This window comes from Desulfosceptrum tomskiensis, from assembly GCF_049818055.1.
Taxonomy (GTDB): domain Bacteria; phylum Bacillota; class Desulfotomaculia; order Desulfotomaculales; family JASEER01; genus JBFLVT01.
In genome coordinates, this window is record NZ_CP187479.1 from 1472045 (window position 1) to 1496103 (window position 24059).

Genomic DNA, 24059 nt, shown 5'->3' on the forward strand with positions numbered 1-24059 from the left:
TTTTTTGACAAAAAGGATGCGTCAGTCTTCACCCTTGATGACGGCGAGCGGGACCAGCCTGGCCACCTTTCGGGTCAGGCCGATCTCCGCCAGTGTCTCCACCACCTCGTGCACGTCCTTGTAGGCCGCCGGCGACTCGTCCAGGAGCCGGCGCTGATCCCTCGCACTCAAGACGACTCCTCCCAGGCTCTCCTGCAGCTGCCCGACGGAGAAATTTTTCCTGGCGGCGGTGCGGGACATCACCCGACCGGCGCCGTGGTTTACGGAATAGAAGGTTTCCCGGGCCCGCTCTGTCGCCACGATGACGTAAGAAGCAGTGCCCATGCTCCCCGGAACCAGAACGGGGTTCCCCGTGGCCGCAAACCTTGAGGGTAAGAACGGATGGCCGGGCGGCAGGGCGCGGACGGCCCCCTTGCGATGGATAAGCAGGCTGCGGCCGTCGAGAGTTTCAAATTTGGCGATGTTGTGACAGACATCGTAGACGATATTCAGGCCCAGAGAATCAGGGTCGCCGCCGAACATGTCGCCGAAGGCCAGCCTGATATCGTGGGTGATCACTTGGCGGTTGGCGAAGGCGAAATTGACGGCGCAAGCCATGGCGGCGTAATAGTCCCGCCCTTCCTTGGAGTCGATGGGGACACAGGCCAGGCCGTTCGACGGAAGTTCGATGCCGTACCTCGCGGCCGCCCTGGTCATTAGCTTGGTGTAGTCGGTGCAAATCTGGTGTCCCAGTCCCCTGCTACCGGTATGGATAAGGACCGACAGGCACCCCTTGGCCAGGCCGAAGGCCCCGGCCGTCTCCTCGTCATAGACCTCGTCCACGCGCCCGATCTCGATGAAGTGATTCCCGCCCCCGATGGTCGAAAGCTGGTCGCTCCTGTTTCTGGCCTCGCGGCTCAGCTTATCCGGATCAGCCCCGCCGATGCGGCCGTTTTCCTCGATCGTCCCCAGGTCCGCCTTACGCCCGTAACCTCTCTCGACAACGGCGGGGGCGCCTCCCTGTAAGACTTCCTCGACGCGCTCACGCAGGTCGGGATGCCTCGTTTTACGGCCGACCCCGCTTGGCACGCGCTCCTCGATGTGCCGGATGAGCCGCAGTAAATCCTTAGGCCGCAGGTCGTCGGCCGGGACGCGGGTCATCAGCAGCCGTACGCCGCAGTTGATGTCCATGCCCACCGCGCCGGCGGAAATGATGCCCTCCCTAGCGTCGCAGGCCATTACGCCGCCGATGGGCAACCCGAACCCCGCGTGAATGTCGGGCATCCCGATAACCGGTCCCACGACTCCCGGAAGCGAGGCCGCGTCGGCGAGTTGCTTCAAGGCTTCATCTTCTTTGAACTGCTCGAAAAGCGTCCTGTTGAGATAGACGACGCCCTCGACACGCATTTTCCCCTCTCTGGGGATACGGTACTTGTTCGGACTTATCAGGCGCATCCTTAGACCTCTCTCAAGACGGTATTTTTAACCCCGGTCCGGACACCGAAGAACAGCCGGGCCTGATCAGCTTCGGCAGGAAAAGCGCCAGGGACAACAGTCCCAGCACGGCTCCCATAGCGAAGGCCGCAGGGGCGCCCCAGGCGCGTGCCACAGCTCCGCTGAAAAGGTTGCCAAAGGGGGTGGCCCCGACGAAAACCATGGAATACACGCTCATAACCCGCCCGCGCAGGTTATCGGGAACAGCGATCTGCACCGCCGAGTTGACGGTCGCGGCAAAGACGATCATCGACCAGCCGCTCAGCCCCAGGATGACCATGGCCGCCGGGTAGTTGCTGACCGGCGCCAGGGCGAGCTGGGTCAGGCAAAGGCCGAAAACACCTGCCACAATCAGGCCGGGCCGGGGTCCGGCATCGCTTACCCAGGCCAGGAAGAGGGCTCCCGCCAGGGCGCCGACACCGTGGGCAGCCATCAGAAATCCAAAGCCAACCGCGTTGAGGTGTAGGACAGCCCGAGCAAAAACCGGAACCAGAACGTTAAAATTAAGCGCGAAGACGCTGACGCCGGCAAGCACCAGAATGGGATAGAGTATCGAAGGAGTAACCCTGATATAGTTCAAGCCCTCGCCGATATCGTGCCAAACCCGTTCACGGCGGGACGCATAGCTCTGCTCTTTAACCCTGATGGCAAAAAGCCCTGCGAGCACGGCTACGAAACTGGCCGCGTTAATGAAAAAGCAAAGCTCCAGGCCGAAACGGGCGATCACGAGCCCGCCCAGGGCCGGACCAATGACCCTGGCCCCGTGAAAGACCGAGGCGTTCAGGGCAATGCCGTTCATCAGGTCGGCCTTCCCCGTCAATTCAATTATAAAGGACTGCCGGGCCGGAATGTCCAGTGCCGTCGCCGTGCCGGCGACAAATGCCAGTACAAGGACGTGCCAGTACCTGACGGCGTCCAGGGCCACCAGCAGCCCCAGGACCAGCGCGGTAAGCATCAGGCAGGTCTGGGTAGCGATAATCAGCTTTCGTTTTGGCAAGCGATCGGCAATAACCCCGCCGATTAGAGAAAATAGGAAAATGGGCACATACTGGACGGCCCCCAGCAACCCGAGCAGGAAAGCAGAGTTAGTCAGTTCCAGCACCAGCCAGGCCTGGGCGATACTCTGCATCCACGTGCCGGTCACAGAGACGGCCTGGCCCATCCAGAATATGCGGTAATTGCGGTGCCGCAGCGCGGCCAGCGGACGCGCCTTCCGTCTTGAATGACCCGGCAGCGCGGTTTCGATTTTTTCCATGCCTTTTTCAATGCCCAATCCTGGAAACCCTCCATAGCTTTATACCCCGGCGCGTAATCCTGACGCTGAATGCACCAACACCGTAAAGCCTGGCCATAGCAACACACTCAGTATCCGGCACTCGGCATCCAGTCAACGGGGGTCGACACCCAGAGCGGCGGCCATCTGAACAATATAGATGCTCCTAGCCTGAATATTTAAGCCGAAAGCTAAATGCTCAACGCCCGACACTCAATACTCGGGGCCCAAAAGCTTACCAATGAGCATGCTAACATATGCCCATCCCTCTGTCGAACATTGCAGCCGGCCGGCTGATAAATCTCCTTCGCGCGTGGAACAATTGTGTGACGGGGCCTCTTCCCCAGATGGCGGTGAGATAGGAGCCCGGGTTTGAAGGCCCCGATCATTCCGGTTGGAGGACGGTATGTCGACCCTGCAGAAGCTTCTGACAACGGTATTGGTAATCCTTGTGATTACGGCCCTACACAACGCCTTTTCGCTTCCCCGGTCCGATTCCGGCGACAACAAGCCGGCATCACCCGGGGATAAAAGAGATAATTACTTCCTCTCGGACAAAACACCGCTTCTGGCGGACAGCGACGGGGAACGGCGGGACGCCGGGCGTGTTCCCGGCCCCGCGAAATCGGATACTGTCTCTGAACCGGACTCCACCCCGGTCCGACCCGCGCCGCGAATCGAACCGCAAGGAGAGCCTGCAGCCCCGGTACCGGACGAAAACGGCCTGTCACCCATCGCCGAAAAGTACCGTGCCCGTTTTGGGGCCCTGGACGCGGCATACCGAGAGCGCTTCTTCACCCTGGGCAAACAGGCCTACGATGAGTACGTCACCGTAGCCGGGACAGGGGGTCAAGTGTCAAGGGCCAGGGTTATTACAAGGTACCTCGTGCTGGCCAAGGAAATCGAAAGAGACTACGACTGCGACTTCCGAACAGTAGCCGATGAAATGGCCCGGGAGCTGGCCCTAGCCGGCCTGCCGCAAGACCTTGTCAGTCAGGCGGAAGAGGCCCACCTGGCCAGGAAGCAGGAACTCAGGAGGCTGTTATACGAAAAAGGCAAGGAAATAATCAGCAAGGACGACCTATTGAAGCAAAACCTGCAAAGCCTTTGAAGGCTGCGCAAAGATCAGTGGCTGCCTGCGGGGTTAAGTTGCTTCTTGTAGCCCGGGAACTGGAGCATAGCCAGTTTGAGGTACTCGGACAGGACGATAGATTGACCGTCCGGTGTGCGCCACCAGCTTTCGGGATCGAACCAGCCCGGAGACGGCGAGTAGGTCAGCTTGATGCCCGAGCCCCCGTATACCCGGTCGAAAACGTACTTTACCCGGCGCATGTGGTAAGGGGAAGAAACGATTACCGCCGAATGAAGGCCTCTTTCCTCAAGCAAAGGCCTGGTAAACAACGCGTTCTCGACGGTGTTGTCGGCTCTGTCCTCGGTGATGATCATCGACGGCGGCACGCCGAGCCGGACGGCGTGATCCCGCATCATCTCGGCGGCCGTCAACGAGGCATAGACCTTTCCCCCGGATACAAGGAGCAGCGGCGCCACGCGCTTATCGTAAAGCTCGACGGCATGTTCCAGCCGCTCGCCCTTGTCGCCCGAAAGGACAATAATCACGTCAGCCTCGGTAGGAGTGGTATCGACGACCAGGTACTCTCCCACGTAAGGCAGCATCGCGAGTACAAGCACGGCAATGGCCGCCAGCACGCCCGCCGCCACCAGAGCCTTCCTCAGCCAGAACCTGATCCGGTCCGCAAGAACCTGCCAGCGCGTCTTGATAACACCTTTGAACTTGATCTTTCCCCGTCGTGCCAGTTCAAACGCCTCCGGTGCAGCAGCCGGGCCTGCTCGTCAAGCGTCCCCGGCCCGGCAAAATAACATGCCTGCGTATTTGTGAACGTTCCTTAAACGGCCGCCTATAGAACTCGGCCTACAAGGATATGATAAGTGACAAAGGTCGGGAAGTGCCACCAAAATCTAAGAATTTAATGAGGTGATTTAGATGCGCTCAACCGGTGCAAAGCTCTTAATCCTTTTGACCGCGATCGGCCTGCTGCTCGGAGCGGCATCCTGTGTTGACCGGACCAGGGCAGCCCGAAAACCGGCTGTTCCCGAGAGTATCAGCCAGGGGCAAGGCCGGGAACCCCGCCTCAAAGTCTTTATTAAGGAGACCGGTGAAATCAAGGAGATGGGGCTGGAAGAATACGTTACCAACGTCGTGGCGGGTGAAATGAAGAACTTCTTTCCCGAGAACGCCCTTGCCGCCCAGGCGATCCTGGCGCGGACCTTTGTGCTCCAGTTTGTGACTACAAAGAAGCGATCGAGCCTTAATCCCGATGCCCACATCTCCACCGACTTCGAGGAGGCCCAGGCCTGGAACCCGCAGAACGTCAACGCGAGGGTCAGGAGGGCCGTGAAGCGTACCCGCGGCGAAGTGGCCACTTTCAACGGCAACTACATCAACGCCTGGTTCTTCTCCCACGCCGGCGGCATCACCGCCACGGCCAAGGAAGGGCTCAACTTCAAGGAGGCGGAACCCCCGTACATCAAGGTGGTCAAGTCGCCGGACGCTCCCGAGGCGCCCGACGAATTCGCCAACTGGAGGGCCGAGTTTACCAAGCAGGAGGTTGCCGCCGCCCTGGCCAAACTGGGTCAACAACCCGGCTCCATCGACTCCATCAAGGTCCTGGACCGGGGTCCTTCGGGGCGGGCGACCAGGATGCAGATCGGTAACGCGGTCGTAATGGCGCCCGATTTCCGCGTCGCCCTGGACAGCGTGAAGATGAAGTCCACGCTCCTGACCAGCGCCCGGGTCGAAGGGGACAGGGTTATCCTTGCCGGCAAAGGCTTCGGCCACGGCGTGGGCATGAGCCAGTGGGGCGCCTTCACTTTGGCGAAACGGAACAGATCGCCCGAGGACATCATCAGGTACTACTTTAGAGACGTAGATGTCGTTAAGCTGTATTAAGGGCACTAGGAGACCGTTGAAAAACGCGCCTGGCATTTGGGAAGTGTGAGGTGAGAGGTCAGTGTACAAATGTGAGGGTCTGACCCTCACATTTGTACTGTCTTCAGGTACCTTCTAAGCACTCTAAGCATTTGGTATAGATTTGGTATAGTATAGATTTGGTATAGTATTATAGATTCTTATTTCTTAACCCGATGCGTTGACTTTTGCAGCACTCTCCCAGGCATTAAGTATAAAGCGCGTGAAGGACTACCCCAAGACTCCCCGGGCTACCCGCAAAGCGTAGGCAATGTCGTCACGGTTGACATCTTTGTGGGTCACGAAGCGGACGAGCTGCGGGCCGAAGGCCACGCAGCGGACGCCCCTTTCGCCCAGGATCGCAATCACCTCGGCCGAGGTGGGCCCGACAGTTTCCGCTACGATAATATTGGTCTGTACAGCAGAAAGGTCGATCTTCAAAGACTTAAGAGCGGCAAGCCCCTCCGCCAGCACCCGCGCGTTGTGGTGGTCCCCGGCCAGCTCGGGAATGCGCTTGAGCGCCACAAGGCCCGCCGCCGCCAGCACGCCCGCCTGGCGCATGCCCCCGCCGAGGGCCTTGCGGTACTTGCGGGCCCGTTCAATGAAGGCCTTCGTTCCCGCCAGGAGCGATCCCACCGGCGCGGCCAGGCCTTTGGACAGGCAAAACATCACCGAGTCGCAGTACCTGGTGAAGGCAGCCGCCGGAATCCCGGAAGCCACGGCGGCGTTAAAAATCCGCGCGCCGTCCAGGTGCACGGCCAGGCCCCGTTCTTTGGCCAGCGCATACAACGCCGCCATCCCTTCGGCGGGGACGACGGTTCCCCCGCCCCGGTTAAAGGTGTTTTCGAGACAGAGCAGGCGAGTGCGCGGGAAATGGATATCCGGCGGCCGCAGGGCGGCCTTAAGCCTGTCGACTCCTTCGGGCGACAGCAGCCTGTGGACGGGGCGTATCTGCACGCCGGCAAGCATGGCCGGCGAACCTACCTCGTAATAGTAGACGTGGGCGTCGGCATCGGCGACAACCTCATCGCCCCGCTCGGTGTGGGCGAGCACGGCCGCCTGGTTCCCCATGGTACCGCTGGGCACGAAGAGCGCAGCCTCCTTACCCACCAGGGAGGCTGCTTCCTCTTCCAGCCGGATGACTGTCGGGTCTTCCCCGAAAACGTCGTCGCCCACTTCCGCCCGGGCCATCGCCCGGCGCATCTCCTCGGTGGGCCTGGTAACCGTGTCGCTGCGCAAATCGACGATCCTGATAATAAACAACCTCCCCCATTGAGCGTTGGGCATTGAGCATTTGACATAGAAGGTCCAATGCTTAATGCACAGTGCTCAAATTAAGCGGTAGCGGGCGACCGGCGGCGGCGGGAGGAACTCCCAAACCCCTTTCGCTCCTTCAGACAGAGCGCCCAGTTCGATGTGGAGCATGGCGATGCCGCAGTCCAGCCTCTTGTCGATGTGGCCGGTGTTCTTCTCGCTGCCCACGCTTACCGTAATGGAATGCTCATCAACCGTAAAGCGCCAGGGCTGGCGGTTCACCGCGGAGGGCGCCAGGCGCGCCGCTTCCAGGGCCGCCCTCACCCATGGCGGCCACCGGTCCGGGTCGAGCCCGGTGACGAGGCTCGCGAGCGGTAAACGGTGATGGCTCCGGACAAGCCCTTTAAGCACTTTCTCTTCCAGCGCCGTCGCACGCAATGCATATCCAACCGGGGTTACAGCCAATACCTTTTCTGTCTTGTCCAGGCTGACGGCCCTGGCAGCAACCTCGGGATGAAAGTACCCCCCGATCCAGCAGGTGCCCAGGCCCTGCAAGGTCGCCTCCAGAATAATCCCTTCGCCTGTATAGCCCACGCGCTCGTGGACAAAGGGGCTGTCCATTCTCCCGATAAAGGCAATGTAGGACGGCGCTCCCTTCACTTTGCCGTAACTCCCTAAAGCTCCCTTAAAGACGTCGTCAGCGGGGGATTCGACAAAGACCGCGCGTGCTTCGGGAAACGGCCTGAACTCCACGCAAAGCCGCTGCAGCAGGCCAGCCATGTCGGAAGCGAGCTTCCGGGCGTCGTAGCGCCGCCGCGAGTGGCGGATCGGGATGGCCTTGTGCCAGCGGATTGAAGGAGATTCGGACACGGTATCACTCCTTGGCCGGAAAACCGGGACTCCCTAATGCTTTTGCCTTCACCGGCGCCGATTCCTTCACCGAAGCAAAGAAAAAGCAGCAGCCCCGCAACGGGTTCCGCTGCTTTTCCATAATACCAAAATACCAAAATCCATGCTTCCCGGCTAACGGCCCAATTCAAGCTCCACAACGTCGAGCTTGCTCCCGTCTTTCGCGCTCGGCTGGAACAGCACGAGCCTGGTCGCTCCCTGCGGGACCTGGTTTATATCCAGCGTAAAGTAGCCCCAGTTGGGACCTCCCGCAACGGTCATCACAGAACCCTGGGCCAGAGCTTGGCCGGCCTCGTCTTGCAGTTCGTAGCCCACCACGGCCTCAAAGACCCTGGCGATGCCGGCGACTTCCACCGCGCCAGGAACGCTGGTAACAGAGGTAACGATGATATTGCTGTTTGCGGAGCGCCGGACGCTGTTCAGGGTGCCCTTCAGGCCGACAACCTGGGGGAATTCCTCGCCGGCAGCGTTGATAAAGCTTACTTCTTGGAAAACCCCGTCAACCACATCTATTGCATAAGGGTACGTAATCACCTGGGCTACTGCATCACCGGGCTTTGGTTCCGTTAAGGAACTCCTTACGGTCAGACGGTTACCCTGCCGGTCGATGCCCATAATCTCCGCTTTATACCCTGCCGTAGGCTTCTCGCCGTAGCTGACAATCACGTAGGTTTTCCCGTTAACGATGATAGGCACGGCTACCTGCATCGGCTTTACAGTCTCAAGAGCAACCGTAACTTCCTCCGGGTAAGTCTCGTGCTCGCTGCCGGGCGGGGGCGCGGTGTCGGACGGCGGATTAGGTACGGAACCGGGCCCGGGGGGAACCGTGCAGCCAAAGATGGATACGGACAGGAACAACACCAGGGACAGCAGCAGCAAGGTCTTCCGCATCACGTTCTTTCCTCCTGTATAGTCTGGTTTAGTTTTCTAATCCCTACATTTTAAGAATTGTGACAGGAATTCTTTCAACCCGGTGTCTGCGACTTGATATTTCTTAGTTTCTGCAATTTGCCTGAAATATTGCAGAAATTGGTACTGCTGTCACGTAGGAAAAATCGATCCTGTTTACCGAATTAATCTATAACATGTCAATTCGGGAGGTGAAGTGAGTAGCTGCCACTTTTAAGAGTAAACAGCAAAACTTCTGACAATGGGGAGGTAAGAATGAATCTACACAAAGTTTACATTACGCTGATTATTCTGGCCCTCAGCACTCTAATGGCCGGCAGTTGTGCCTTTGCCGCCAACTACACCGTCAAACCCGGGGATTCCCTCTACCTGATCGCCAAGCGTTACGGCCTGTCACCCGAGACGATACGCAAGGCCAACAACCTGCCCGGCACCAGAATCTACCCCGGCCAGGTCCTCTACATCCCTACCGACACGTGGTATACCGTTAAGCGCGGAGATTCTCTCTTCAAGATCGGGCAGCGCTTTGGCGTGTCTTACCAGGAGATCGCCAGGGCTAACGGGCTCAACATGTCTAAACCCATTTATCCCGGCCAGGTCTTGAGGATCCCGCAGTCGGGTCAAACCTCACGCGGTGGAACACGCCCGTACGTGATCCCCTGCTCACCGGCTGAATTCGATCTCTTGGCCCGGCTGATTACAGCCGAAGCCGGGGGCGAACCCTACAACGCCCAGGTCGGGGTGGGCGCCGTAATCGTGAACAGGGTGCTCAGCACGAAGTTTCCCAATAGTATCAGTGGCGTAATCTACGAGGTGAACGACGGCCATTACCAGTTTACCCCGGTTCTCAACGGCTGGATTAATCGTCCGGCCACATCTAGAGCTTTCGCCGCCGCGACGGATGCCCTCAGGGGGGTTGACCCGAGCTGGAACGCTCTCTACTTTTATGCTCCCCCTATCAAAAACAAGTTCCTTTTGGCCAGGCCGGTAACCACCAAGATAGGCGGCCTTGTGTTCACTAGATAGCTAGGTATCATTGAACAGGGCGCCCCTATCGCGGGCGCCCCTTTGCTCTGCAAGCAATAGTTTTTGTTAGACATCCAGAAAGGATAACCGTAAAAACATCACCAAAGAATCGAAGACCGCCCACACCCCATTTTCTACGAGGACGAATGAAGCCTGCAAACGTCGATCCAGTTCCGGCAAAGCTTCTGACCCAGTTCATAATACGTGTCCTCGTTCAGCTTCGTTTCCTCGGCGATTCTGTCCGCCAGTTCGGGGCCGCCCTCTTCCAGCAGTTCGTCAGCATAACTAAAAAGCCACTGCCTTATCATCTCTCCGGTTACTTCCAGGTGGAACTGCAGGGCGAGCACGTTTTTTCCGAAACTGAAAGCCTGGTTTACGCATTCCGTTCCGGTGGCCAGGAGCCCGGCCTTTGAAGGCACTTCAAAGGTATCCCCGTGCCACTGAAAGACCACGAATTCGGGTGGAAAACCTGCAAAAAACGGCGAGGATACGCCCTGCTCTGTTAACCGGACCGTGCTCCATCCTATCTCCTTGACGGGATTGCGTGTCACCCTGGCGCCGAGGGCCTTGGCAATAAGCTGCGCGCCCAGGCAAATCCCCAGCACGGGCAGGCCGGAGTGCAAGGCTTCCTTGATCAGGGTATCCACCGTGATCAAATAAGGGTATTCTTTTTCCTCGTAAACGTTCATCGGCCCGCCAAGGAGAATCAGGGCGTCGTAACCGTCCAGGCTTGCGGGAAGCTCGTGTCCGGCGTCCATTTCCCGGATATCCATGGACCAGCCCGCTTTGCCTATCGCGCCGCCTATCAGGCCGGGTCCTTCTATATCAACGTTCTGCACCACCAAAAACCGCAAACCAATCTCCTCCCTAGTCTAACCAAAAACATAAAGCGCCCCCTGAAGGGACGCCTTTGCCCGGAATTCTAAAGGTACCTCGTTGTACCTCACTCTTTTCTTATCATTTGCAGGTGCTACTGTCAACGCTTGAGCCTGTCTTTCTGCCGACCAGCGTGCTCCAACCCCTTCTGGAAGTCCTTTCAAACAGCAAGAATCCGGCAGACAGCATGGCTTCGGTTACCTCTTTCTCTTTGGTTTCCATAATTCCGCTGGCGATGAGCAACCCGCCGGGAACGAGCTTCTCAATGGCAGAAGGAAACAGTTCATACAGGATTTCGGCCAGGATATTGGCCGTCATCAAGTCACACCGGCCTTGGACTCCGTCCAAAAGGCTTCCTTCAACAACACGGACGATATCAGACAGATTGTTTTGGGCGATGCTCAAACTGGCCCCTTCCACCGCCACGGGATCAATATCCACCGCCAAAACATCGCCCGCTCCCAGCAGGGCCGCCGCGATCGCCAGGATACCCGAACCCGTTCCCACGTCATATACGGTTGAACCGGGCACAAGGTACTCTTCCAGGTACTCAAGACAGGCCTCGGTGGTTGGATGCGTGCCGCAGCCAAAAGCCAAGGTCGGGGCAAACTCAATGACCAGTTCCCCTTGCCCCGGCGCATATTCTTCCCAGAAAGGTTTCAACACAAATCTCTTGCCGATGCGTAATATCTTGTGCGTCTGGCGGTAGCACTCAGTCCAGTCCCTGGTGGCGATCTCGGTTACGGTCAGAGGCGCCTTGATACCCGTCACCGCAGTGATTTCCTGCTGCAAAGCACTGATAACCCGGCCCGAATGCGCCCTGGCCAGGAAATAGCCCTTAACGGCAATCCCCTCGGGACACGCGGCAAGCTCCTGCTCCTCGATCACGCCGTTCCCGGTGATTTCGCGCACGACGTCGCTCACCGGGTCTACATGCTCGGACGGTACGCATACAGCGACCTCGATCCAGTATTCCATTCATTAACCCCCCCAGAAATCGTCAACAACCTCTCGTTAGTTTGAGTTCCATTCAAAGCAGAACAATCCTTCGTTCAACAAATACGTATGGGGCAGAAAACCTGCAAGGGAAACCGGCGTTATGGGGAAGCTAAGACCTGGAGGTGATTGCGTTGCGCAAATTCACAGTAAAGGGACCCGGCAGATCCTGTGATGAAATCGTGGCCTCAAGCCTCGACGAAGCGCTGGCGAAAGCCAGGAGCAGGCACCCGGGCAAAGAAGTCGCTGCCGATGCTACCGAAGTGATTTACGTTTGCGATTCCCGCGAGGATCTCGAGGCCTGCCGGGCAAGACTTCAATAATCATCCCCGGAGCGGAACCCGACCCTGTCCTTGGGCCGGGGTCTTTATCTGGAACGTGCGCTTAAGTTAGGGGCGCAAGACGGCGATCTTATGCGCGACCTCAAACACCTGTACCGGCATATGGGGGACCGCAAGCTGAAGATCTTCGTCAACGGCCGTCACCCGAATTTCGACGTGCAGCCGACAGTGCAGAACGGCCGCACACTGGTCCCGATCCGCGCCCTGGCCCAAACCCTCGGCAGCAATGTGGTGTATAACAACGGCCAGCTTGCCTTTAAACGCAATAACAAAACGGTCAACCTGTTTGTCAACAGGCCTGTCGCCGTCGTTAACGGGGACAACGTGACCCTGGACCAATCGGTGACGGTAGTGAACGGCCGCACCCTGGTGCCCCTGCGCTTCGTAACCGAGAATCTCGACTGCAATGTTGATTACGCGTTCGAAAGCGGTATCATCACCGTCAGCGACACCTCCGGCCAAGAGGCAGCCGCAGCGTAAGGCATGCCTTCCGTTGACAGGGGTTGGAACAAACTAGATAACGAAGGACCTGGAACCAGGTCCTTCGTTGCATGTTATAATTTAAGCTGCCATAACGAGGACGGGAGGATGGCTATGCATATAAGAGGGATAAAAAGTAATAACCAGCACTTGTATGGTAAATCAGAATGAGGATGTTTGGCCTGTTTACCGTCTTGGGTCAAAACCTCAAGATAGATTGCCAGCAGCGCCAGGGGCGACTGCCTAGGAAGAATGTCTGACAGAAGACGAGCGCAGGTCTTTAGAGGAGATAACGGCCTTCCTTAAACCACTGCGCTGGCCTGCTCTCTAGAGTTACACGCGGCCGACCGGGCTGCACCCGGTCTCTTGCTATGTTTCCGAGGACCGGCGCCAGGCCGCCGATGACTTAAGAACCTTGGAATCGATTTCCTCCCCGGCCTCCGACGACGGACGGCGGACTGACAACCGATTTACGATATGTCCCGCCAATGGAACAAAGAGTACAATCGCCAGCGGCACCAGGATATCCAAAGGCAGGGCAAAGCCTTGTACCCACTGGTGCAGTTTCGGGTCCTCGACGATCATCTTCCCTGCCGTCCAGGCTAGTACGCCGGCCCCCAGGTAGACGACCAGCGGCGTCTTCTCCATCAGCTTCAGGATCAGCTTGCTGCCCCAGATAATAATCGGAACACTGATCGCCAAACCGATAATGATCAGCGGGATGTGCCCGTCGGCTGCGCCAGCCACGGCGAGGACGTTGTCCAATCCCATGGCAACGTCGGCTACGATAATGATTTTGACCGCCTGCAACAGGGTGGTACCGCTGGCAACCTTCTCGAAAGTCACTTCTTCGTTCTTCAGAAGCTTAACGGCGATCCAGACTAAGATGAGCCCGCCGACCAGCTTGAGAAAGGGTATCGTCAGCAGGTACACGGCAAAAGCGGCTGCTATCCCCCGGACCAGAATAGCCCCGGCCGCCCCGAAAATAATCGCCCTGTTGCGCTGCGGACCGGGAAGTTTCCGGCTGGCCATGGCGATAACGATGGCGTTGTCGCCGCCCAACACGATATCGATGATGATGATGGAAGCAAGGGCCCAAAGCAATTCGAGGTCAATCACGTAACCACACCTTTCAGTATCCAGCCAAACAAAAAGACCTCTACCGCAACGGTAAAGGTCTTGCTAACAACATCTGAACGTTGCCAACAAAGCCGGGGGCATCGGGCCCCGTCCTGACGGCTGTTGTTGTAAAAGCTACTCCCCTTAATTTGACTCTGTATTTAGTATTTATTATAAGACTTGTCCTTGGACAATACAAGCTGTTTTAAACCCCAACCTCTCACCTTACACTTCCCAATGGGCAGGCGCAGTTTTTCAACGGGCTCCTGGACGTCTGCGGTAACTACCGCAGGTTCGGCGCTCCTCAAGGCGCAAAAAACCAATAGAGCGCAAGAGCCGCCGCAATGACCAGGATGAGCCCCCAATTTTTTCTTAAGAACGGCATTTTTCCTCCCCCCTCCCGGCGGTCGCCGTCATTCCTTGCGCTTTCTCCGCATTGTAACCGTTTCCCCGCCGATATCCCAGTTGTCCGTTTCCACTTCATCAATTACAACAACTGTCGTCTTGGGATTTTTGCCGAGTACCTCCGCCAGCAGTTTGGTAACCCCTTGAATCAGCTGTGCCTTCTGCTCGGCGGTAGCCCCCCTCTCTGGTTATTTTGATATTAACATAAGGCATCAGTCATCACCTCCGCCGGAAATTAAGCCTCTACCGTGCTGTGCCTGTATTGATCCCTTAAAGCACCCATGCCCAGGTACTGTTCTACGGCCGCCACTCTCTTGGGGAGGTTCGGGTGTGTGGACAGCATTTCCGCCAGCCACACCCAGAAACCCCGGTTAGTCCGTGCCTGGTCGACAAAGCTGGCCGTGTTGACTTTCCTGTAAAGGTTTCGCCCCGCCGCAAGCAGGATCAGACCCCCTACCGCGCCTTCCGGGGCAAAATGGGCGGCGTTTCGGTCAGCGGTGTATTCGCAGGCCCGCCGGTAGGCGTGGCCGAGGAATGGCACCAGCAAGCCCGGGTACAGCAAGACGTTCCAGATCAGGTGCCGGCACCGTACGTGCCCGAGCTCGTGCGCCAGAATGAACTTGAGTTCCGCTTCCCCGCCGTCAAGGATCAGTTCAAACAGCTCGCTGTAGAGAATGATGAAATGTTTCCCCACAAACCTGGTGGCAAGAGCATTAAGCAGGCCGCCCGACTCCATCAGGTAGATTTCCGGCATGGTCTTGAGCCCCATTTCAGCGGCAAGCTCCCTGGCCGTCCTGTAGACCTCGGGGAACTGATCCTCCCCGAGGCGTACGCAGTTGCCCCGCACGTAGCCGACGAAGACGCCCTGGATAACGAACAGGGCTAGAAATCCGAGAAGAAGATAAGCAAGCCCTACCAGCGAAACAATCAACAGGACGTAAAAAACGATGCTGACCAGGATGAGCAGTATCAGGTAAAGCGTTTCCTTGTCGTCGGTCAACTTGGGCGGCACTCCGCATCCCCCTTCTTACACAACACTTCGTTGATTAACTGTTCAGCTTAGGCCCACATTCCTTAAGTGTTGTCCTGCCTCTGGAAGACGACCATCCGCGGGTAGGGTATCTCGATGCCCGCCTGATCGAGGGCGTACTTAAACCTGCGGCGCAGCTCGCGCTCGACGTTCCACTGCTCGCCCGGCCGGGTCCTGGCTATCGTCCTGATGTTCACCGCGGAGTCGGCCAGGTCGACCACGCCCTGGACCACCGGCACCTCCAGGACCGCCTCGATCTCCCGGGAAGCACGCTCGCTCTCCTGGCGCAGCACGGTGATCGCCCGGTCGATGTCCTCCTCGTAGGCAATGCCTACCGTAACCACGGCAAGCATATACCCCCGGTTATAATTGGTGACCTTGGTGATCTCCCCGTTGGGCACGATGTGCAACTGCCCGGTCCACTGCCTGATCTTGCAGGTGCGCAGCCCCGTTTCCTCGACTACGCCGACCACGCCGGCCGCCTCAACGTAATCGCCGACGGCCAGCTGGTTCTCGAAAACGATGAAGAACCCGCTGATGACGTCCCGCACGAGGTTCTGGGCGCCGAAGCCGACGGCCAGGCCCAGGATGCCCGCGCTGGCCAGGATGGCGCTGGTGTTCACGTTCAAGACCTGCAGAACGGTCAGGCCGGCGACAAAGAAAGCGGCGTAAGTCAAGGCGTTCTTAACGAGGGGCTCCAGGGTACGCAGGCGACCGCTGTTCAGTGCGTCGTTGAACTCCTTTTTGGCGAACACCTGGCTGACGATCAGGTGGCCCAGGTTGAGCAGCAGCCTGGTACCCACAAGGATGCCGGCGATCTTCAGAATCTTGATGCCTACATCCTTAAGGTCGGCCGCCTCGATGACCCTTACGTCGAAGATGTGCAGTACGACGACCAGCGCCGCGAAGTACCCGCCGTACAGGACGAGGGTCTTGACAAGCGCCCGGGCGGACTTCAGGACGTCGCGCCGCAGGCCGGTGTCGCTGTCGTCGCGGAAGCAACGCGTAAGGACGCGGTCCAGGGCGTAAAGGGATAACTTAATCAGGACGTAAGCCACAGCCAGTACGGCCAGCCCTAGGAGAAGGTGATGCGCCAGTTCTTGCATGGCCTCCTGGCTCGCATACGGGGCGGCATACTGAACAACACCGTCCCAAAAATCGCGCAGCATGTCACAACGCCTCACTTTTTTTGCGCTTTGAGGAGTCCTTTCTACATGTACCGGCGTTAGTCCTGTTCCGGACCAAAGGGGTTAACCTGATACTGGTTGAATTTTGACGGCAAAAATGTAAAGGGAGTGACCGCTTTTGTCCAAAATTGAACGGTATAAAGAAACTCTTCGCGCTCTGCATCCTGCGGATTGGGAGACCTTCCTCAAACGCGAGTCGGAGTTGCCCGGGAAACGCGCCAACCTGGAGCTGGCAGCGGCCGCGGCCGACCTTGGGGACCGGGGGCTGTTCGAGCGTTTGGCGGCACGGTCTTCGGAGGATGCGCCGGAGAACTCCCCCGAGGTCTTCCTGGTCTTCTGCGGGGTTATCGGGTTGGGACAGGCTGTCGCCCGCGGCGATCATTCTTCGATCGGTCGCCTGCGTTCTTTTGCCTCCGATCCCCGCTGGCGCGTCCGGGAAGGGGTGGCGATGGCGCTGCAGCGGGTCGGCCTGGCGGATATGCCTTTGCTCCTGGACGTCGCCGAAAACTGGCTGGACGGCAACCTCCTGGAGTTGCGCGCCGTGGCCGCCGGGCTCTGTGAACCGGCCCTGCTTAAAGATAGCAGTTATGTCTTGCGGGTCCTGCGGATACTGGACGGCATCACCCGAACCCTTGCCGAAACAACCGACAGAAAAACTGAAGCGTTTCGGGTGTTGAAGCAAGCCCTGGCTTACTGCTGGAGCGTGGCCGTCGCCGCCTGGCCGGAGGGAGGCAAGCCCTTTTTTGAGCGGTGGGCACGGGCGGATGACCCGGACGTCCGGTGGATCATCAGGGAGAACCTCAAGAAGAAGCGCCTGGCGAATCTCGATCCCGGATGGGTGGAGGGGATCCTCCGGCAAGTGTCCCGCCCTTGACAGGGCGCCGCCGAAAACGGCATAATGAGCCAAACCGGTGCACCAACGCAGGTCATGCCGCATCCCGCTCTCTTTAAGGAACGTTTTTGAAGGGGTTGAGAATGATGCGTGTCGCCCTGGCCCAGGTGAATCCCGTCATCGGCAACTTTCCTTACAACGTAGCCAGGATCGAAGAGATGATCGCCGACGCCGCGGCCCAAGGCGCAGACCTGGTGATCTTCCCGGAAATGGCCTTGACCGGCTACCCCCCGCGCGATCTTCTGGACCGGCGGGAGTTCATAAAGGCCGTTGAAGAGCACACGCGGAGGCTGGTCGCCGCCAGCGGCGAGACCGGCGTGATTCTGGGGGTTCCTCTGCCCGACGGCGAAGGAGCGCTGTTCAACACGGCCCTGTTGTTCGCCGGGGGGCAAATCCTCGGGAAGGGGGTTAAAACCCTTCTCCCCAATTACGACGTGTTCGACGAGAACCGCTATTTCAAGCCGGCCCCGCAGCCGCAGGGCGTTACGGTGTTCAAAGGTGTCCGGCTGGGGCTGACCGTCTGCGAAGACATTTGGAACGACAAGGACTACTGGGACCGCCGGCGCTACGATTGTGACCCGGTGGCTGAAGTAATGCGTTGCAGCCCCGACCTGCTCGTTAACATCTCCGCCTCGCCTTACCACATGGGGAAACAGGCCGTCCGCATGGACATCGTGAGCAGTATCGCCGCCAAGTACGGCAAGCCCGTGGTTTACGTCAACCAGGCGGGCGGCAACGACGAGCTCATCTTCGACGGGTCAAGTTTCGCCGTAGACGCCCGCGGACAGCTTACGGCCCATGCCGGCAGTTTTGTGGAGGACCTCGTTCTCGTCGATACCGCCGATCCGGCGGGCGGTGCAGCAGCGCTGGAGCCCCCGGAGGAGAACATTTCCTGGATGTACCGCGCCCTGGTTCTCGGCATACGGGACTACATGCGCAAGACCGGCTTCAGCAGGGCCGTCATCGGTCTGAGCGGCGGCATCGATTCCGCGGTGACGGCGGCCCTGGCGGTGGCTGCCCTCGGCGCCTCGAACGTGGTGGGCATCGCCATGCCTTCCGCCTACTCCTCCGAGGGAAGCGTCGAAGACGCCCGCGAGCTGGCCTTCCGCCTGAACATCGAGTTCCGCCTGCATCCCATAGAAGACATTTTTAAGACTTACCTCGCCGAACTCAACCCAGGCGGCGACAGGCTGCTCGACCTGGCCGAAGAAAACGTCCAGGCCCGCATCCGCGGCAACATTTTGATGTTCGCCGCCAACCGGGAAAACGCCATCGTCCTGAGCACGGGCAACAAGTCGGAGCTGGCGGTGGGCTACTGCACGCTGTACGGCGACATGTCCGGGGGCCTGGCCGTCCTGGCCGACGTTCCCAAAGTCAAGGTTTACGAGCTCGCCCGTTACATCAACAGCCTGGCGGCGGTGATCCCCGACAACAGTATCACGAAGCCGCCCTCGGCGGAGCTGAAACCCGGGCAGCGGGACGAAGACACGCTGCCCCCCTACCCCGTTCTCGACGCCATCATCCACGCCTACATCGAGGAAAATCTGGCCCCCGAGGAGATCGCCGCCCGGGGGTTGGACGAAAAGGTGGTCCGGGAGGTCATACGCAAGATCTGCGTGGCCGAATACAAAAGGCGCCAGGCCGCCCCGGGCCTCAAAGTCACGACCAAGGCTTTCGGATCCGGCAGGAGAATGCCCATCGCCCAGGGCTGGTGCCGCTAACAGAGGTCAAACCAGCACGGTTGAAGTGGCTGCCCCAAAACGACAAGGGGTGGTAAAGCATGTCTTCGGTGAGATTGGACGATCCCATCGGTTTTTCGTGCCGGCAGTGCGGCGAGTGCTGCCGGGAGGTGGGGCTCCTGCTGACGCCTCTCGACGTCTGGAACCTTTCCCGAAGGCTCAAAACAAGCACCGGCGCTTTCCTCGCCGGATTCACCGTCCTGGCCCTCATCCCCCGGTACGGGAAGAGAATACGCCTTCTCCTGGAACAGGCGATGAAAGGCCCTTGCCCCTTCCTGGACGGCCGGCTGTGCAGCGTTTACGAGGCGCGGCCCACTTCCTGCAGGCTGTACCCCCTCGGACTGTACGTCGGCATCTGGAATGACGGCGAAGATCCCGTTCCCTTTTCCGGCCTGGTTTTCGGCAGCATCCGGAAGTGCCCCGGGATACGTCAAAGCAACTGTACCGGACGAGTCAGAGATTACCTAAAATCGCAAGACACCCTTGCCCACCTTGCCGTGGCAAGAGACTTCGGCGATTTTCTGAACCGTTTGTACCTTTTCTATGCCGTCCCGGACGATGATCAGGCCTCTTTATTGCTGGTCGATTGCCTGTTCAACCTGGACGACGCCCGGGCGGTTGCGAAACCCGCAGACCTTGGCGACACCGACTCCTTGATCGTTCCTCCGCCAACAGACGCCTCATTCTTGGAACGTTACATTTCCGCCAAAGCATCGGCCCTACAGCTTTTTGAAAAGCGGCCCGTGCTTAGAGACTGAGGGTAAAAAGGTTTCTTTCCAGTTAACGCTAGAGACACTTCCCCAACCGCTCGTCCCAGCATCTGAGCCCGAAACAGCAAACCCTGTCCCTACCCTGGGCCTTAGCCGAATAGAGCGCCTGATCGGCCTCGGCTATAAGCCCGTCGACCGACTGAGGGGCCGCCGGATTAAGAGCCGTGACCCCAAAGCTGGCCGTAACGTGCAGGCTTACGCCGGAATCCAGCTTTACGGGTGTAGACTTGATGCTTTGCCGGAACCGTTCGGCAATCGCCCCTGCTGTTACAATGTCAACTCCCTCAACAAGGATGAGAAATTCCTCGCCGCCGTACCGTCCGAGGAAATCATACACCCGTTTTACCGTGCGCAGTTTTTTAGCCACGTCCTGCAGCACCGTGTCACCGGCCAGATGACTGTACTCGTCGTTAATGCGCTTAAAATGATCCAGGTCCATAAATATTACGCCTACGGGCCTGCCCTCGCGAATACCCCGTGCAACCAGAGCCTCCAGATGCTCCAGTAGGACCCTGCGGTTGGGTAGTCCTGTGAGGGCATCGGTCGACGCCAGAGCTGCTATTTTCTTGTTTGCTTCTCTGAGTTTCTCTTCTAGTTGAATGATCCGTATTCCGACCTGGACGCGGGCCTTCAGTTCTTGATGGTGGAATGGCTTGGTAATGTAGTCATCCGCCCCGGCACCCAGTCCCTCTACAATGTCATCTTTATTGCCTTTGGAAGTCAAAAGGATGACGTAAACGTACCCGGACTGCTGCGAATGTCTGATGGTCTTACACAGTTCCAGCCCGTCCATCACGGGCATTACCCAGTCAGCTATCACCAGCCTGATTTCTTCCCTTTGCAGGATGTCCCAGGCCTCAGCGCCATCCCGGGCTACAATCACCGAATGATCCCATTCTTCCAATGCCTTTTGGACCATACGCGCCGAAACAAGGCTGTCGTCAGCGACCAGTATCTTCATTATCATCATCCTGCCGCTCTCTGTTATTTGTTACCTGCTTCGCGGTTTTCTCAAGTATTCCTCTCTGAATTACCTTAAACCCTGAGCACCCGGCTTAGAAAATAAAAACCCCAGGCGGTCCGGCGGTCGTCAACAGCGGCGGGACGGATGCGGTTACGCTCCAGCAGGGGCTTCAGGCGGAACCTTGATTTCTCCGATCTTGAAATGCTCCGGCATGGTTTTCTCCACAAAGGTCAGCGTCTCCCGGGCATTGGTCCGCCAGTTGGTGGGACAAGTCGACAGGACTTCTATAAAGCTGAATCCCCGGCCCGCCATCTGGTTCTGCAGCGCTCTAGTCATCATCTTGCGCAGTTGCGTGAGCTTGGCAATCGTGCCGCGGGCTACGTAAGCCCCCTCCGGGGTGACCGCGGCCACCATTTCGGGTCCCTGCATGGGAGGGCCCGTCACCGCAACATCCCTTCCATAAGGCGCCGTTTCCACGATCTGTCCGGGGAGCGTGGTAGGGGCCATCTGCCCCCCGGTCATGGCGTAAAGGGTGTTGTTGACCAGGATAACGGTGATCGGTTCGTTGCGCGCCGCGGCGTTGACCAGGTGCTGTGACCCGATGGCGTACCCCCCGCCGTCGCCCATGTAGGCGATGCAGATCAGGTTCGGGTTGGCCCTCTTAACACCCGTGATGACGGGCGTCGTCCGCCCGTGGTGCGTCTGTACCGAGTCGACGTTGAAAAAATCCCAGGCCAGGAGACTGCAGCCGATATCGCAGCCGAACACCGCGCGGTCCTGGATGCCCAGCTCGTCGATGGTCTGGCCCAGAGCGCGCAGGGCGATGCCGTGCCCGCAACCTGGGCAGAACTTGTGCGGTTTGGACTTCCGCCTCCAGCTTTTCGGCATTGGTGGTTGAAGAGCCAGTTTTCATACCCCCGTAAAAGAGGTCAGAGGCTGGAAGTCGGAAACCGGACCGACAGCCGGCATCCGGCCTTTTTACCTGAAGCCCTCTTTCGTAAAAGGTAGTATAACCCGGGGGATGAAGGTTTATCGCCGATCAGCCGTGATCTCTAAAGCCAGACAACCAGCAGCAACAGGACGAAAACGAGAGATATCTCGACGTGCGCGCCCAGCAAATCGCCCGTTACGCCACCGTAACGCGCCCGGCAGCAGCGGCCGAAAGCCCAGGCCAGAACCGCGCCGAGGCCCAGCGCCGCCAGGCCCGCCCATTTCGCGGTGAACACGGCGATGCCTGCGGCAACCAGCCACCCGGCAACGGCCGGCAGGATGCGCCCTTCGCCGACAAAGGCCCGGCCGGTTCCTCCCTCCGCCCGGGCGTAAGGCTGGGAGGCGGCCAACTGGGCCGTGGCCGCCCGCGAAACAGCAAAGGCCGCAACAACGGGTCCCCACCAGCCGGCCGTTTCCAGGAGACGCGCGTAGGCCGTCCATTTCAACAGCAGCGCGAGCACGATGGCCACGACGCCGAAACTGCCCTGCCGCGAATCCTTCATAATCGCCAGGGCCCGCTCCCGGTCGCGCCCCGCCCCCAGGGAATCGGCGGCGTCGCCCAGGCCGTCGGTATGGATCACGCCCGTCAGCAGCATCTCCGCCAACAGCATCACGGCCGCCGCCCCCGCCGCCCACCCCGGGACGGCGGCCAGCAGTCCCTGCCCTGCAAGGGCTACAAGACCGCCAAGGAGCGCCCCGGCTACGGGAAAGTAAGGCAGGGCGTCGGCTAAACGCGGGGCGTCGCGCCCCGGGACGGGCAGGATTGTTAGGGTCCGCAGGGCGCTGATCAACCCGCGCATTGTCAGGCTCCCGGCTCGATGCCGACGTCGGCGAAGGTGGCCATCTCGTTGTAGATCGCCACCGCGTCCGTGATGATTTGCATCCCGATCGCCGCTCCCGTCCCCTCGCCCAAGCGCATGTCGAGATCCAGCATAGGACGCAGGCCCTCACGGACGAAATACAGCCTGTGTCCCGCCTCGGCCGAGACGTGCGAGAAGAACAGGTAGTCGCGGACCGCCGGGGCCATGCGCATCGCCGTCAAGGCTCCCGCTCCCGAAATGAAACCGTCGACCACCACCGGCAGGCCGCGGGCGGCCGCCCCCAGGCAGCATCCGGCGATGGCCGCAATCTCCAGGCCCCCTACCGCCGCGAGGGCGGAAAGGGGGTCGGTCAGGCGCTCCCGGTTGACCGCCAGCGCTCTTGTTACCGTCTCGATCTTCCGCTCAACGCCGGCCGCATCCAGCCCGGTACCCTTGCCGACGATTTCCCGCGGCACGCAGGGCAACAGGGCCGCGTACAGGGCCGCCGAAGAGGTCGTATTGCCGATGCCCATCTCGCCGAGCCCGATCAGGGTGCTGCCCTCGCTGTCCGCCTGCATGGCCATCTCCGTCCCCGCCATCAGAGCCTGTTCCGCCTCCTCCAGCGACATGGCGGGCCCGCGGGCGATGTTGCCGGCGCCCCGGCGGGCGTTGCGGCCGATCAGTCCCGGGACGTCGACCCTGTCCCGCATGCCTACGTCGACGACGCGCACCTCAGCCCCGGCGCGGCGCGCCAGCACGTTGATGGCCGCGCCCCCGGCAAGGAAGTTGTGGACCATCAGCGTAGTGACTTCGGGAGGATAGGCTGAAACACCCTCCTCCACCGCCCCGTGGTCGCCCACAAAGACGAAGATCCTGGGGGCACGGACGGCCGGCCTGGCTTCCCGGCTCAGGGCCGCCATCCGGGCCGCGATCTCTTCCAGCACGCCGAGACTCCTGCGTGGTTTCGTCAGGTTGTCCAGGTGGTCCTGCGCGGCACGCAGGCGGTCGGGATCAACCGGACGGATGGCGCCGATGATTTCGGAAAGGGATGTGGGTTGCATTTTCTCCTCTCTCCCATCTTCTATTCGTTTTTTAGATCCAAGGCCAGACCGGCGACGACCAGCACCACGCGACGGGCCACGGCAGCCACCTGCTGGTTCAGCCGGCCCGCCGCGTCCCGGAACGACCGGCCCAGCTCGTGTTCGGGCACGATGCCCATCCCGACCTCGTTGGCGACCAGCACCACCGGGCAGGAAGGCTCGCGCAGCACCGCCAGCAACTCGCCGGTCCGGCGTTCGACCGCCGCCTCCCCTTCGGCCAGGACGATATTGGTCAGCCACATGGTCAGGCAGTCAACCAGGACCGCGCCGGTCCCGGGCCGCCGCCCGGGATCGGACAGCACGGCGGCGATCTCCACCGGCTCCTCGACCAGACTCCACTCCGGTCCTCGCTCCCGCCGGTGGCGGGCGATGCGCTCCTCCATCTCGGCGTCGCCCGCCCGGGCAGTGGCCAGGAAAAGTAGTTTTTGGTAACGGTTCTCGACGTAACGCCTGCCCCAGTCGCTCTTCCCGCTCCGGGCGCCGCCGAGGACCAGCACCACTTCGGGTGATTGTCGCTCAACTTTCAAATGTTTAATTCCT

General features: G+C 59.6%; 24 protein-coding genes and 1 pseudogene. 8 read left to right on the plus strand and 17 right to left on the minus strand.

Annotated features, from left to right (window positions below; all coding sequences use genetic code 11):
* Nucleotides 1-21 precede the first annotated feature (21 nt).
* Nucleotides 22-1434: an RtcB family protein gene (locus ACPV0M_RS07485; protein ID WP_425620049.1), complete on the minus strand. Its 1413-nt coding sequence runs from the start codon at nucleotides 1432-1434 to the stop codon at nucleotides 22-24.
* 13 nt (nucleotides 1435-1447) lie between these two features.
* Nucleotides 1448-2746: an MFS transporter gene (locus tag ACPV0M_RS07490; protein WP_425620050.1), complete on the minus strand. Its 1299-nt coding sequence runs from the start codon at nucleotides 2744-2746 to the stop codon at nucleotides 1448-1450.
* 406 nt (nucleotides 2747-3152) lie between these two features.
* Here ACPV0M_RS07490 and ACPV0M_RS07495 point away from each other — a divergent pair, with 406 nt between their 5' ends.
* Nucleotides 3153-3857, plus strand: coding sequence for a hypothetical protein (locus ACPV0M_RS07495; RefSeq protein WP_425620051.1), 705 nt, complete (start codon nucleotides 3153-3155; stop codon nucleotides 3855-3857).
* 14 nt (nucleotides 3858-3871) lie between these two features.
* On the opposite strand, the gene ACPV0M_RS07500 is transcribed toward ACPV0M_RS07495, so the two are convergent.
* Nucleotides 3872-4465, minus strand: coding sequence for a YdcF family protein (locus tag ACPV0M_RS07500; protein ID WP_425620052.1), 594 nt, complete (start codon nucleotides 4463-4465; stop codon nucleotides 3872-3874).
* A 283-nt stretch (nucleotides 4466-4748) separates the two neighbouring features.
* Here ACPV0M_RS07500 and ACPV0M_RS07505 point away from each other — a divergent pair, with 283 nt between their 5' ends.
* Nucleotides 4749-5714 carry a SpoIID/LytB domain-containing protein gene (locus ACPV0M_RS07505; RefSeq protein ID WP_425620053.1) on the plus strand — a complete coding sequence of 322 codons (966 nt, stop codon included), beginning with the start codon at nucleotides 4749-4751 and terminating at the stop codon, nucleotides 5712-5714.
* A 249-nt stretch (nucleotides 5715-5963) separates the two neighbouring features.
* Here the strand turns inward: ACPV0M_RS07505 and ACPV0M_RS07510 are convergent, their stop codons facing one another.
* The 3 genes from ACPV0M_RS07510 to ACPV0M_RS07520 all read right to left on the minus strand — a co-directional run bounded on the left by ACPV0M_RS07510 (nucleotide 5964) and on the right by ACPV0M_RS07520 (nucleotide 8786).
* Nucleotides 5964-6935 (minus strand): threonine aldolase family protein, encoded by a 972-nt coding sequence (locus ACPV0M_RS07510; RefSeq protein ID WP_425622156.1) that lies wholly within the window; start codon nucleotides 6933-6935, stop codon nucleotides 5964-5966.
* A 126-nt stretch (nucleotides 6936-7061) separates the two neighbouring features.
* Nucleotides 7062-7856 carry a nitroreductase family protein gene (locus ACPV0M_RS07515; RefSeq protein WP_425620054.1) on the minus strand — a complete coding sequence of 265 codons (795 nt, stop codon included), beginning with the start codon at nucleotides 7854-7856 and terminating at the stop codon, nucleotides 7062-7064.
* Nucleotides 7857-8009: 153 nt separating this feature from the next.
* Complete coding sequence (locus ACPV0M_RS07520) at nucleotides 8010-8786, minus strand: Gmad2 immunoglobulin-like domain-containing protein (protein ID WP_425622157.1); 777 nt, start codon at nucleotides 8784-8786, stop codon at nucleotides 8010-8012.
* A gap of 273 nt (nucleotides 8787-9059) precedes the next feature.
* Here ACPV0M_RS07520 and ACPV0M_RS07525 point away from each other — a divergent pair, with 273 nt between their 5' ends.
* On the plus strand, nucleotides 9060-9830 hold the full coding sequence (locus ACPV0M_RS07525) for a LysM peptidoglycan-binding domain-containing protein (protein ID WP_425620055.1): 771 nt from the start codon (nucleotides 9060-9062) through the stop codon (nucleotides 9828-9830).
* A 134-nt stretch (nucleotides 9831-9964) separates the two neighbouring features.
* Here ACPV0M_RS07525 and ACPV0M_RS07530 read toward each other — a convergent pair whose 3' ends face one another.
* Together ACPV0M_RS07530 and prmA are read right to left on the minus strand one after the other, a co-directional pair.
* Complete coding sequence (locus ACPV0M_RS07530; RefSeq protein WP_425620056.1) at nucleotides 9965-10684, minus strand: type 1 glutamine amidotransferase; 720 nt, start codon at nucleotides 10682-10684, stop codon at nucleotides 9965-9967.
* Nucleotides 10685-10787: 103 nt separating this feature from the next.
* Nucleotides 10788-11684, minus strand: a complete 897-nt coding sequence (gene prmA / locus ACPV0M_RS07535) for a 50S ribosomal protein L11 methyltransferase (protein ID WP_425620057.1) — start codon at nucleotides 11682-11684, stop codon at nucleotides 10788-10790.
* A gap of 152 nt (nucleotides 11685-11836) precedes the next feature.
* On the opposite strand from prmA, the gene ACPV0M_RS07540 reads away from it, so the two are divergent.
* Complete coding sequence (locus ACPV0M_RS07540) at nucleotides 11837-12025, plus strand: hypothetical protein (protein ID WP_425620058.1); 189 nt, start codon at nucleotides 11837-11839, stop codon at nucleotides 12023-12025.
* A 90-nt stretch (nucleotides 12026-12115) separates the two neighbouring features.
* Nucleotides 12116-12523, plus strand: coding sequence for a copper amine oxidase N-terminal domain-containing protein (locus ACPV0M_RS07545; protein WP_425620059.1), 408 nt, complete (start codon nucleotides 12116-12118; stop codon nucleotides 12521-12523).
* 369 nt (nucleotides 12524-12892) lie between these two features.
* Here ACPV0M_RS07545 and ACPV0M_RS07550 read toward each other — a convergent pair whose 3' ends face one another.
* The 4 genes and pseudogenes from ACPV0M_RS07550 to ACPV0M_RS07565 all read right to left on the minus strand — a co-directional run bounded on the left by ACPV0M_RS07550 (nucleotide 12893) and on the right by ACPV0M_RS07565 (nucleotide 16246).
* Entirely contained in the window at nucleotides 12893-13642 is a 750-nt protein-coding gene (locus ACPV0M_RS07550; protein WP_425620060.1) for a TerC family protein, read from the minus strand.
* Nucleotides 13643-14055: 413 nt separating this feature from the next.
* Nucleotides 14056-14260, minus strand: a pseudogene (locus ACPV0M_RS07555) (tautomerase family protein).
* 22 nt (nucleotides 14261-14282) lie between these two features.
* Nucleotides 14283-15059, minus strand: a complete 777-nt coding sequence (locus ACPV0M_RS07560; protein ID WP_425620061.1) for a M48 family metallopeptidase — start codon at nucleotides 15057-15059, stop codon at nucleotides 14283-14285.
* 62 nt (nucleotides 15060-15121) lie between these two features.
* Entirely contained in the window at nucleotides 15122-16246 is a 1125-nt protein-coding gene (locus ACPV0M_RS07565; RefSeq protein WP_425620062.1) for a mechanosensitive ion channel family protein, read from the minus strand.
* Nucleotides 16247-16382: 136 nt separating this feature from the next.
* On the opposite strand from ACPV0M_RS07565, the gene ACPV0M_RS07570 reads away from it, so the two are divergent.
* The 3 genes from ACPV0M_RS07570 to ACPV0M_RS07580 all read left to right on the plus strand — a co-directional run bounded on the left by ACPV0M_RS07570 (nucleotide 16383) and on the right by ACPV0M_RS07580 (nucleotide 19653).
* Nucleotides 16383-17138 carry a hypothetical protein gene (locus ACPV0M_RS07570; RefSeq protein ID WP_425620063.1) on the plus strand — a complete coding sequence of 252 codons (756 nt, stop codon included), beginning with the start codon at nucleotides 16383-16385 and terminating at the stop codon, nucleotides 17136-17138.
* Between the two features lie 104 nt (nucleotides 17139-17242).
* Nucleotides 17243-18877 carry an NAD+ synthase gene (locus ACPV0M_RS07575; protein WP_425622158.1) on the plus strand — a complete coding sequence of 545 codons (1635 nt, stop codon included), beginning with the start codon at nucleotides 17243-17245 and terminating at the stop codon, nucleotides 18875-18877.
* 59 nt (nucleotides 18878-18936) lie between these two features.
* Complete coding sequence (locus ACPV0M_RS07580; RefSeq protein ID WP_425620064.1) at nucleotides 18937-19653, plus strand: YkgJ family cysteine cluster protein; 717 nt, start codon at nucleotides 18937-18939, stop codon at nucleotides 19651-19653.
* Between the two features lie 28 nt (nucleotides 19654-19681).
* Here ACPV0M_RS07580 and ACPV0M_RS07585 read toward each other — a convergent pair whose 3' ends face one another.
* The 5 genes from ACPV0M_RS07585 to cobU form a co-directional block, all read right to left on the minus strand.
* The gene (locus ACPV0M_RS07585) at nucleotides 19682-20626 is read right to left on the minus strand and encodes a diguanylate cyclase (protein WP_425620065.1); all 945 of its coding nucleotides are present in this window, start codon (nucleotides 20624-20626) and stop codon (nucleotides 19682-19684) included.
* Nucleotides 20627-20779: 153 nt separating this feature from the next.
* On the minus strand, nucleotides 20780-21517 hold the full coding sequence (locus ACPV0M_RS07590; protein ID WP_425620066.1) for a thiamine pyrophosphate-dependent enzyme: 738 nt from the start codon (nucleotides 21515-21517) through the stop codon (nucleotides 20780-20782).
* A 164-nt stretch (nucleotides 21518-21681) separates the two neighbouring features.
* Nucleotides 21682-22419: an adenosylcobinamide-GDP ribazoletransferase gene (gene cobS, locus ACPV0M_RS07595; protein WP_425620067.1), complete on the minus strand. Its 738-nt coding sequence runs from the start codon at nucleotides 22417-22419 to the stop codon at nucleotides 21682-21684.
* 2 nt (nucleotides 22420-22421) lie between these two features.
* The gene (cobT, locus tag ACPV0M_RS07600) at nucleotides 22422-23480 is read right to left on the minus strand and encodes a nicotinate-nucleotide--dimethylbenzimidazole phosphoribosyltransferase (protein WP_425620068.1); all 1059 of its coding nucleotides are present in this window, start codon (nucleotides 23478-23480) and stop codon (nucleotides 22422-22424) included.
* A 20-nt stretch (nucleotides 23481-23500) separates the two neighbouring features.
* The gene (gene cobU, locus ACPV0M_RS07605) at nucleotides 23501-24046 is read right to left on the minus strand and encodes a bifunctional adenosylcobinamide kinase/adenosylcobinamide-phosphate guanylyltransferase (RefSeq protein ID WP_425620069.1); all 546 of its coding nucleotides are present in this window, start codon (nucleotides 24044-24046) and stop codon (nucleotides 23501-23503) included.
* Nucleotides 24047-24059: the final 13 nt, after the last annotated feature.